Genomic DNA, 8,796 nt, shown 5'->3' with positions numbered 1-8,796 from the left:
GGACCTCGTGATCGCCGACTTCACTCCCGGCGCCAAGCTCGGGGCCTCGGGCCGGCGAGGTACTCGGTCATGCTCGGCAAAGCGAGTTCGCGCATGGCGATCTCAGTGAGCGAGTTCTTGTAGACCGTGAGCTCTGCACCAGCCTCACGAAGCTTGACGCGGAGCTCCTGGAGCTCCTTTACGCTCAAGCCACGGTAGTCAGCGAGGAGCACAGCACCAGAATCGTTGAAACGATCCTTGATCTCCTCGACGAGCTGTTCTTTCTGAGCAGTAGGCATAGACACACCTCCTTTCCGTTTAGCACGTGCGACCCGGTCCGAGCCTCATGTTCGAGGCTCGCTGCGCGGGCCGCGCGCTCCCGGAAGGTTCCAGAAACGAAAACGCGGCCCCCGCCGAGAAGCAGCGGGGGCCGCGAGCTGCATTTGAGCTCATGCACCGCAAGCGGTGCGTACGACCACCTCGGCAGGCGAAGCGCTCTCGCGCTCCATTACACCCGTACGTCCGGGCACCGGCTGTCTTCGGCAGTTGGATCGTCGTGCTGTGCTGTTTTCAACGCGCCGCGGAGTATGAGCACTCGACGCCGTGGCGTCAAGCGCGTTCCACGGGCAGAGCGGATACGCGTACTACTCGGCGTCCTCGTCGAGCAGGCCGCGAACCTTGCTGGGGTCGACGGGGATGCCAGGGCCCATCGTCGTCGCGATGGTGATCGACTTGATGTACTTGCCCTTGGCGCCAGCGGGCTTGGCACGAAGAATCTCGTCGAGCACGGAGCCGTAGTTCTCGACCAGCGCCTGAGGCGTGAACGAGACCTTGCCGATGCCGACGTGAGCGATACCGAACTTGTCGGCGCGATACTCGACCTTACCGGCCTTGAGCTCCTTGACGACACGCGCGACGTCCTGCGTGACCGTGCCGAGTTTCGGGTTCGGCATGAGGCCCCGGGTACCGAGGATCTTGCCGAGCTTGCCGACCTTGCTCATCTGGTCGGGAGTCGCGACGGTGGCGTCGAAGTCCAGGAAGCCGCCCTGGATGCGCTCGACGAGGTCGTCGCTGCCGACGACGTCGGCCCCAGCGGCCTCAGCCTCACGCGCCTTGTCACCGTCGGCGAACACGGCGACTCGGACGGTCTTGCCGGTGCCGTTCGGGAGTGACACCGAGCCGCGGACCTGCTGGTCTGCCTGGCGAGTGTCGATGCCGAGCCGAAAGTGGGCCTCGACGGTCTCGTCGAACTTGGCCGTGGTCACCGCCGCCGCGAGCTTGGTTGCCTCGAGCGGAGTGTGCAGCTTGCCGATCTCGATTTGTGCGGCGGAGCCGCGATAGCGCTTCCCGTGCTTGGGCATGGTGTCGTTCCTTCCGTGGTCAGCGGGCCAGCCCGGCCCTCCCACATATCACGCGGCGCCGAATGCACCACGAACGAGCGCGTGCGAATACCTAGTCGACGATCTCGAAGCCCATCGAGCGGGCGGTGCCAGCGATGATCTTCATCGCGGCGTCGATGTCGTTGGCGTTCAAGTCGGGCATCTTGGTCTCGGCGATCTGCTGAAGCTGCGCCTTGGTGACCTGAGCGACCTTGGTACGGTTCGGGGTACCCGAACCGGTGTCGACGCCCGCGGCCTGCTTGAGCAGGATGGCCGCCGGCGGGGTCTTCGTGATGAACGTGAACGAGCGATCCTCGTAGACGCTGATCTCGACCGGGATGATGGTGCCCATCTTGTCTGCAGTCGCAGCGTTGAACGCCTGGCAGAACTGCATGATGTTGACCTGATGCTGACCGAGCGCAGGACCGACCGGGGGGGCCGGGTTGGCCTGGCCGCCCGGAATCTGCAGCTTGATGAAGCCGACAACCTTCTTGGCCATAAGTCTTTCTACCGTCCTCGTGTCACACGGCCGGGAACCAGCCGCTGTCATCTATCTATCCGCACGGCGCCTCTTAGCGAGAAGCTCCGAACCGGCTCCACAACCGGTTCGGCGCGTGGGCACCGGGTGGTTCCGAATTCTACAGCTTCGCCACCTGGTCGAAGCCGAGCTCTACTGGGGTCTCTCGGCCGAAGATCGAAACCATGACCTTGACCTTACCCGCATCAGCGTTGACCTCAGAGATCGTTCCATCGAAGTCCACAAACGGACCGGAGGTGACCTTGACGCCCATCCCCTCGACCAGGTCCGTTGAGGTGCGCTGCTTGGCGCCGCCAGACTCGGTGCGCTTCATGATGCGCTGGAACTCATCGCGAGAGAGCGGCACCGGCTTGCCCTGCGAGCCGACAAACCCTGTGACGCCCGGCGTATTGCGCACCACGTACCACGACTCATCGTCGAGTTCCATCTGAACAATGATGTAGCCCGGGAAGACCTTCTTCTCGGAGGTGACGCGGCGGCCACCCTCCTTGATGTCGGTGACCGACTCGGTCGGGATCTCGACCTTGAAGATCTTCTCGTCCATGCCCATCGACTGGATACGGTGAAGGAGATTGGTCTTCACCTTGTTCTCGTAGCCGGAGTAGGTGTGGATCACGTACCACTTCTTCGCCATGTGCTATCCGCCGATCTTCGAGACGATGCCGAGCAGCGGAATGACCACGACGTAGTCGATGATCGCGATGAAGACGATGAAGAAGATGAGCGCTGTCACGACGACCACGCTTGAGTTGAGTACCTCGGGGCGGGTCGGCCAGACAACGCGAGTCATCTCGGCGCGGACATCGCGGAAGTACTGCGCGATGCGTGCGAAGAAGCTCGGCTTGGCGGCCGGAGCAGCCTTGCCGGGCTTGCCGGTCTTGACCACCTTGTCGGTCGCAGTGTCAGCTGTCGTTGCCTTGGCCATCTCTCATCCATCCGTTCTGGCGGCTGCTTGAGCCGCCTTGCGCAGCAAACGTCGCGGCGGTGTCGCCGCGACGGTGAGTTCGTTGGCAGGCCAGGAGGGACTCGAACCCCCAGCATCCGGTTTTGGAGACCGGCGCTCTACCATTAGAGCTACTGGCCTGCATCCCCGCCCCCGCCCAGACCCCTAGCGGGTCTCGCGGTGAACGGTGTGAGTCTTGCACCACTTGCAGTACTTCTTGTACTCGATGCGCTCAGGATTGTTCTGCTTGTTCTTGTTCGTAGTGTAGTTCCGGCGCTTGCACTCGGTGCAGGCCAGCGTGACCAGCGTTCGCATGGGTCCTCCTGTTGCCGCCCCGATCCATAAGCGGACTGGGCGCGGAAGGGTACTCTAGCACCCCGTTTTCGGCACTGTCAAACTCGTTCGGCCTGCTCGTAAGCAGTGAAACGGGGCCCGGCTTGGAGCCGGGCCCCGCCCGTTTCAAAGCGACGAGAGGGTCCTACTTGATGATCTGGATGACTCGACCTGAGCCAACCGTGCGGCCACCCTCGCGGATGGCGAAGCGGAGACCGTCTTCCATGGCGATGGGGTTGATGAGCTCGCCACGAACCTCGACGTTGTCGCCCGGCATGACCATCTCGGTGCCTTCCGGCAGGTGAGCGACGCCGGTGACGTCGGTCGTGCGGAAGTAGAACTGGGGACGATAGCCGTCGAAGAACGGAGTGTGACGGCCGCCCTCCTCCTTGGTCAGGATGTAGACCTGGCCGACGAACTCGGTGTGCGGAGTGATCGAACCCGGCTTGCAGAGAACCTGGCCGCGCTCGATGTCGGTGCGGGCGATGCCGCGGAGCAGCACGCCGATGTTGTCGCCAGCCTGCGCCTCGTCGAGGAGCTTCCGGAACATCTCAACGCCGGTAACAACCGTCTTGCGGGTGTCGGTGATGCCGACGATCTCGACCTCGTCGCCGACGTGGACGACGCCACGCTCGACACGGCCGGTGGCGACTGTGCCACGAGCGGTGTTCGTGAAGACGTCTTCGTTAGCCATCACGATCGGGTTGTCGGTGGCGCGGAGAGGAAGCGGGATGTAGGTGTCGACGGCCTCAAGCAGCTCGTCGATGCCCTTGACCCACGCCTCGTCGCCCTCAAGAGCCTTCAGCGCCGAGCCGCGGATGATCGGAGTGTCGTCACCGGGGAACTCGTTGTCGGTGAGGAGCTCGCGAACTTCCATCTCGACGAGCTCGATGAGCTCCTCGTCGTCCACCATGTCGCACTTGTTGAGGAAGACCACGATGTAGGGAACGCCAACCTGGCGAGCGAGCAGGATGTGCTCACGCGTCTGGGCCATCGGGCCGTCGGTGGCGGCGAGGACGAGGATTGCGCCGTCCATCTGGGCCGCACCCGTGATCATGTTCTTGACGTAGTCGGCGTGACCCGGGCAGTCAACGTGAGCGTAGTGACGGGTTTCCGTCTCGTACTCAACGTGGGCGATAGCGATGGTGATACCGCGCTCGCGCTCTTCCGGAGCCTTGTCGATCTGGTCGAACGGGGTGAAATCGGCAAAGCCCTTCTCGGCCTGGCGCTTGGTGATCGCCGCGGTGAGGGTGGTCTTGCCGTGGTCGACGTGGCCGATCGTACCCACATTGACGTGCGGCTTAGTGCGCTCGAACTTCTGCTTCGCCATTAGTCTCCTCCTTCGGGGACCTCTGCGACGGTGCCGGCACATCTGCGCCGACGGCGGTCCGTCTCAAGAAAGCCTGCGTCGTGCTCTTGGCTAGGTTACCTGTCATCTTGCGTTAAGCGCCGTCACGTCCGGCGGCGCGTGGTACCTGGTAGCGGTGGCTGGACTCGAACCAGCGACTCCGCGGGTATGAACCGCGTGCTCTAAACCAACTGAGCTACACCGCCGCGAGTAGTCGCCCGCACGTGTGAGCGAACCGACTGGATTAGGCGTGTGGAGCCCACAACCGGGCTTGAACCGGTGACCTCTTCCTTACCAAGGAAGTGCTCTACCACTGAGCTATGTGGGCGTTTCGCACGTAGTACATCCGACACTTTAGGCGTCTCGTGGTGGGGGCGCCAGGATTCGAACCTGGGTAGGCGTAGCCAACGGGTTTACAGCCCGTCCCCTTTAGCCACTCGGGCACACCCCCGCGAGACAAAAAAATAGACCCTCTGTACGCTTTTCAAGTTGCAGCGCCCTAGATAGGCGTCGCGGATTGTAAGCCGCGCCCGCCACGGGTGTCAACGCCGACCACGGTGCCGGGCGTATCGCAGGCCCTCATCGCCGGCTCGGCGAGGAGTCTCGCCGGGTGTCTAGAGCGTCAGTGAAGCGAACACTGGCCCGACGATTCTAACACCGGGAAGCTGACTCTGGAGCACCGCTCTTGGAACGAGCCTGTACCACGCAGAAGTCGTGCCCAGAAAGACCGGCCGTGGTGGATAGGAATCGGCGTTGGCCTCGAACCACAAGCGGGCCTCGGCCATGGGGATCACGATGAGATCGTCGCGCTCGACCTGGAGCTCCGAGAAGAACACCTCGTCAGGCTCGCCGAGAAGAGCGCGGACCTCGTCCTCGGGCTGAGCAAGTGCCAGGTAGTAGTAGCACAGTTCGTCGGCGTCGGACTCGATCATCCAGCCTGGCTGCCGCGTGGTGGAGTTCGCGACTGCCTCAAGCGCGGCCATTCCAGTGTCGGCGCGATAAAAGGCTAGGGAGCGGTCGCCGATCTTGGCCGAGTCGGTCCCGAAGTATGGGTCGGCCTTCACCTTGACACTACGGCGCTGGCCGCCGACCGAATACGTGATGTCGATGCCGCGGCTTGCGAACGTGAGGCTTCCCGAAACGGCCTCGGCTCCCTGAGCCGACCCGCGACCGAGGTAGCGCGTAAGGATGCGCTGGGCGACCGACTGCAGAAGCTGCGCGCCGGTCTCTCGAGATACCGCCACGACTACCTCCCGATTCGTTCGTCAGTGACACGAAGCCGACGGCTAAGCACCTCAAGGAGCTTGATCGCGATCGAAGGGTGCCGCTCGAGCAGAGCCTTGAAGTCCCAGCTCGACAGCATGAGGCACGACACATTGTCGATCGCGCGAATCGTCGCCGATCGCGGCGCCGAGTCCAGGAGCGACATCTCGCCGAAGAAGTCGCCGGGCCCGAAGGTGCCCAGCGAATGCCCGTCGCGAAGAATCTCCACCCTTCCAGCCGTTATCATGTAGAAAGCCTGTCCGGGCGTGCCCTGCGTGACGATAATCTGACCGGGTTGGAAGAAGCCTTCTTGAGCGACGCCAGCGATGGCGGACACCTCTTCGGCCGTGCAGTTCGCAAAGATCGGCACACGGCCGAGGAACTCATCGTTGGGCATGCACTCCCCCTTTCGTGGGGCGCAGGATGTGATGCAGAGTTTAGCTCACGAGATGAGTTTTCCCAGAACGGTGCCGAATCGAGACCGATCGGGCCTCGCCAGCGGTTCTCGGCAAAAGGAGTGACCGTGCCAGAAGCTCGGAGGAAGAACGCGCAGCTGCTCCAGTGGCTTCGCGCGGCAGCGATTGCCGTACTCACCTGGGGCGGCATGGCCGCCATGCACGTGCAGCCGATGTGGCTGTCTGCCGCCTTCGCGCTGGGCGCCGGGCTGCTCACGCTTGGTAACTCCGAACTCGGAGTGCTGCTTGCCCTCGTCGGGCTCTGCCTTCCGCTCCTCGCGGCGCAGCCAATCGTAGGCATCTTCGTCCTCATCGTCGCCTTCGTCTTCGAACGATACCTGGGCGGTCACGGGGCAGTCGGATTCATGCTGGTCGGCCTGGGTATCTTGGGCGCCTTGTTTGGGCCGGTCTGGGCGGTGGCCGCACTGGCGGGATGTCTCTTGGGGCCGACTGAAGGCGCCCTTGCGGCCGCTGCGACCTGTCTGGTCGTAGAGTCCGTCGGCGTGCTCGGCGGACAGCAAGCCCTGACCGTGGTGGTGACCGGTGGTCCGACTCCCGCCATGGTGTCGTTCGCAAATCCTTCGGCAAGCCTTGTGTCGACCCAGTGGATCACCGACGGCTTCAAGACAATCTCCGGCCAGACCGTTGGCCGGCTCTCCGCGGAAGCAGGCCGCGTTGCACACGCCCCAGCCTTGATCGCCCAGGCTGGCATCTGGGCGCTGGCCGCTGTCGTTGCGGGCAGCATTGCCGGTCGCCGCGGTAAAGAGCGCAAGCTCGCCGACGCGCTCGCGGGTGCTGCTGCCGGCGTTGGCGTCGTGGCCATCGGTGATGTCGTCGTGCGCCTCGTCTTCGGCCTGCCGATGTCACCTGCCGCCATGGCCATCGCACTCGTCAGCTCGCTCGTCGTCGCGATGGGGCTCATCGCCATGCGGGAGACGTTGTTTGCTCGCGTGCCGGTCGTCGTGACGCCGCAACCCCGCCAAGTCTCGATGGCCGCCGAGGACGCCGACGTGGACGAGCTGCTGCGTCTCATCGCCACCGCCGAGGACAAGCTCGCCGCGCAGCACACCTCGGAGCGCGTGGTGCTTATCACCGACATGAAGTCATTCTCCCGCATGACCGAGGAGGACGGCAGTGTGGCCACCGCCAAGGCGATCCAGCGCCACCGCGACCTCCTCGTTCCGATCATCGTGAGCCACCACGGGTGCGGCAAGTCGACCGGCGGCGACGGCGTGGTCGCGGCATTTGAATCGGCGGCCGACGCGATCCGCGCTGCCGTCGAGGGTCAGACCGCGCTTGCGGCCCACAATGCCTCACACGACAACGAGCGCGAGGTGCTGGTGCGCATGGGAATCGCCTCGGGCGAAGTCGTGCTCGATAACGGCGGCCGACCGTTCATTGGCGCTGGCCTGAACCTCGCCGCCCGAGTGATGAACCTCGCCGACGGTGGCCAGATCTTCGCAACCGGCGACGTGCTCACCGCTGGAGCCTCTCAGGCTGGACCCACGACGCAGTTGTTCGGCGACTTCGAGCTGAAGAACATCGCAAGCCCCGTCCCGATCGGTGAGGTGCTGTGGTCACCGGGGCAACAGCCCCGCGATCCACGCGCTGAGGGGTCCGCAACCTGACGCGAGGCTGCAACGGCGTTTCGTCCCATCAAACGCGACGGCCCGGTCGCTTGAGCGCCGGGCCGTTCGGTATGTACGTGGAGCTGGCGACAGGAGTTGAACCCGCAACCTACTGATTACAAATCAGTTGCTCTGCCATTGAGCTACGCCAGCGAGCGTCCGTAGTGTAGCGAACGCGCCTCGGCGTGTCAGCGCTCTAGCAGGCCCTGCACCTACTAATCTGCGTCTCCATCTTGCGCTTGACGCGCTGAAGAGCGTTGTCGACGGCCTTTGTGTGGCGTCCCAACGTGTCCGCGATGTCCTGATACGAGCGGCCGTTGCTGTAGAGCGTCAGCACCCTCGCCTCGAATGGAGAGAGCGCTTCGGCCACGCCAGTGCGGATGAAGTCGGTCTCCCATGCAGCGACAACGATCTCAGCCGGGTCGCAGACGCCCTTAGCAGCAAGGATGTCGGAGAGCAGCCGCTCGCCATCTTCTTCCATGGACGTGGAACGAGACAGCGACACGTAGCCGTTGAGCGGCGAATGCTTGCGGCGTGTGGCCGACTTGACCGCCGTGATGATCTGCCGAGTCACGCACAGCTCGGCAAACGAGTGGAAGCTTGCCTGACGAGACACGTCGTAGTCGCGCATCGCCTTGTACAAGCCGATAAGCCCTTCCTGGATGATGTCCTCGCGATCGGCACCAACCAGATAGTACGACCGCGCCTTGCAGCGAATCATCCCGCGATATCGACGACAGAGCTCGGCACACGCCTGTTCGCTACCGTTCTGAGCGGCCATGACCAAGGCCAACTCCCCGCCACGCTCCGCGCCAGGCACGCGGTGCACCGCGGGTACAAGGTGCTGCAAAAAATCGGAACCCCACCGCACAATTTCAGCCCTTACTTTCCTCCCCGGAGGGGTTGGTAGGCACCGCCGGCACGGTGGGG

General features: G+C 63.8%; 11 protein-coding genes and 5 tRNA genes. 1 reads left to right on the top strand and 15 read right to left on the bottom strand.

Annotated elements, in window-relative coordinates; genetic code table 11:
- Positions 1-20 precede the first annotated feature (20 nt).
- The 13 genes from P4L93_05105 to P4L93_05045 form a co-directional block, all read right to left on the bottom strand.
- On the bottom strand, positions 21-278 hold the full coding sequence (locus P4L93_05105) for a 50S ribosomal protein L10 (protein MDR3686314.1): 258 nt from the start codon (positions 276-278) through the stop codon (positions 21-23).
- Between the two features lie 345 nt (positions 279-623).
- A complete protein-coding gene (gene rplA / locus P4L93_05100) occupies positions 624-1,340 on the bottom strand; it encodes a 50S ribosomal protein L1 (protein MDR3686313.1) in 717 nt (238 codons plus the stop codon).
- A gap of 91 nt (positions 1,341-1,431) precedes the next feature.
- Positions 1,432-1,857, bottom strand: coding sequence for a 50S ribosomal protein L11 (gene rplK, locus P4L93_05095; GenBank protein MDR3686312.1), 426 nt, complete (start codon positions 1,855-1,857; stop codon positions 1,432-1,434).
- A 139-nt stretch (positions 1,858-1,996) separates the two neighbouring features.
- The gene (gene nusG, locus P4L93_05090; GenBank protein MDR3686311.1) at positions 1,997-2,530 is read right to left on the bottom strand and encodes a transcription termination/antitermination protein NusG; all 534 of its coding nucleotides are present in this window, start codon (positions 2,528-2,530) and stop codon (positions 1,997-1,999) included.
- 3 nt (positions 2,531-2,533) lie between these two features.
- Positions 2,534-2,821: a preprotein translocase subunit SecE gene (secE, locus tag P4L93_05085; protein MDR3686310.1), complete on the bottom strand. Its 288-nt coding sequence runs from the start codon at positions 2,819-2,821 to the stop codon at positions 2,534-2,536.
- 83 nt (positions 2,822-2,904) lie between these two features.
- Positions 2,905-2,980 (bottom strand) — tRNA-Trp (locus P4L93_05080).
- A 24-nt stretch (positions 2,981-3,004) separates the two neighbouring features.
- Positions 3,005-3,154: a 50S ribosomal protein L33 gene (rpmG, locus tag P4L93_05075; GenBank protein MDR3686309.1), complete on the bottom strand. Its 150-nt coding sequence runs from the start codon at positions 3,152-3,154 to the stop codon at positions 3,005-3,007.
- A 163-nt stretch (positions 3,155-3,317) separates the two neighbouring features.
- A complete protein-coding gene (gene tuf, locus P4L93_05070) occupies positions 3,318-4,502 on the bottom strand; it encodes an elongation factor Tu (protein ID MDR3686308.1) in 1,185 nt (394 codons plus the stop codon).
- Between the two features lie 146 nt (positions 4,503-4,648).
- Positions 4,649-4,726 (bottom strand) — tRNA-Met (locus P4L93_05065).
- A 47-nt stretch (positions 4,727-4,773) separates the two neighbouring features.
- Positions 4,774-4,848, bottom strand: a tRNA-Thr gene (locus P4L93_05060).
- A gap of 38 nt (positions 4,849-4,886) precedes the next feature.
- A tRNA-Tyr gene (locus tag P4L93_05055) sits at positions 4,887-4,971 on the bottom strand.
- A 163-nt stretch (positions 4,972-5,134) separates the two neighbouring features.
- The gene (locus P4L93_05050; GenBank protein ID MDR3686307.1) at positions 5,135-5,764 is read right to left on the bottom strand and encodes a hypothetical protein; all 630 of its coding nucleotides are present in this window, start codon (positions 5,762-5,764) and stop codon (positions 5,135-5,137) included.
- 2 nt (positions 5,765-5,766) lie between these two features.
- The gene (locus P4L93_05045) at positions 5,767-6,180 is read right to left on the bottom strand and encodes a cyclic nucleotide-binding domain-containing protein (GenBank protein ID MDR3686306.1); all 414 of its coding nucleotides are present in this window, start codon (positions 6,178-6,180) and stop codon (positions 5,767-5,769) included.
- 126 nt (positions 6,181-6,306) lie between these two features.
- On the opposite strand from P4L93_05045, the gene P4L93_05040 reads away from it, so the two are divergent.
- Positions 6,307-7,866, top strand: a complete 1,560-nt coding sequence (locus tag P4L93_05040; GenBank protein ID MDR3686305.1) for an adenylate/guanylate cyclase domain-containing protein — start codon at positions 6,307-6,309, stop codon at positions 7,864-7,866.
- 78 nt (positions 7,867-7,944) lie between these two features.
- On the opposite strand, the gene P4L93_05035 is transcribed toward P4L93_05040, so the two are convergent.
- Positions 7,945-8,019 (bottom strand) — tRNA-Thr (locus P4L93_05035).
- A gap of 43 nt (positions 8,020-8,062) precedes the next feature.
- On the bottom strand, positions 8,063-8,686 hold the full coding sequence (sigH, locus tag P4L93_05030; protein MDR3686304.1) for an RNA polymerase sporulation sigma factor SigH: 624 nt from the start codon (positions 8,684-8,686) through the stop codon (positions 8,063-8,065).
- Between the last annotated feature and the right edge of the window lie 110 nt (positions 8,687-8,796).

It is taken from the genome of Coriobacteriia bacterium, from assembly GCA_031292615.1.
In the GTDB taxonomy this organism is placed as follows: Bacteria; Actinomycetota; Coriobacteriia; order Anaerosomatales; family JAAXUF01; genus JARLGT01.
The sequence above is the reverse complement of the archived record's forward strand: the minus strand, read 5'-3'. Positions and strand labels throughout refer to the sequence as shown.

Excerpts from the sequence above, each read along its gene's own strand:
- tuf (MDR3686308.1), bottom strand. The coding sequence starts at position 4,502 with ATGGCGAAGCAGAAGTTCGAGCGCACTAAGCCGCACGTCAATGTGGGT.
- P4L93_05105 (MDR3686314.1), bottom strand. The coding sequence starts at position 278 with ATGCCTACTGCTCAGAAAGAACAGCTCGTCGAGGAGATCAAGGATCGT.
- secE (MDR3686310.1), bottom strand. The coding sequence starts at position 2,821 with ATGGCCAAGGCAACGACAGCTGACACTGCGACCGACAAGGTGGTCAAG.
- nusG (MDR3686311.1), bottom strand. The coding sequence starts at position 2,530 with ATGGCGAAGAAGTGGTACGTGATCCACACCTACTCCGGCTACGAGAAC.
- rplA (MDR3686313.1), bottom strand. The coding sequence starts at position 1,340 with ATGCCCAAGCACGGGAAGCGCTATCGCGGCTCCGCCGCACAAATCGAG.
- rpmG (MDR3686309.1), bottom strand. The coding sequence starts at position 3,154 with ATGCGAACGCTGGTCACGCTGGCCTGCACCGAGTGCAAGCGCCGGAAC.
- P4L93_05045 (MDR3686306.1), bottom strand. The coding sequence starts at position 6,180 with ATGCCCAACGATGAGTTCCTCGGCCGTGTGCCGATCTTTGCGAACTGC.
- rplK (MDR3686312.1), bottom strand. The coding sequence starts at position 1,857 with ATGGCCAAGAAGGTTGTCGGCTTCATCAAGCTGCAGATTCCGGGCGGC.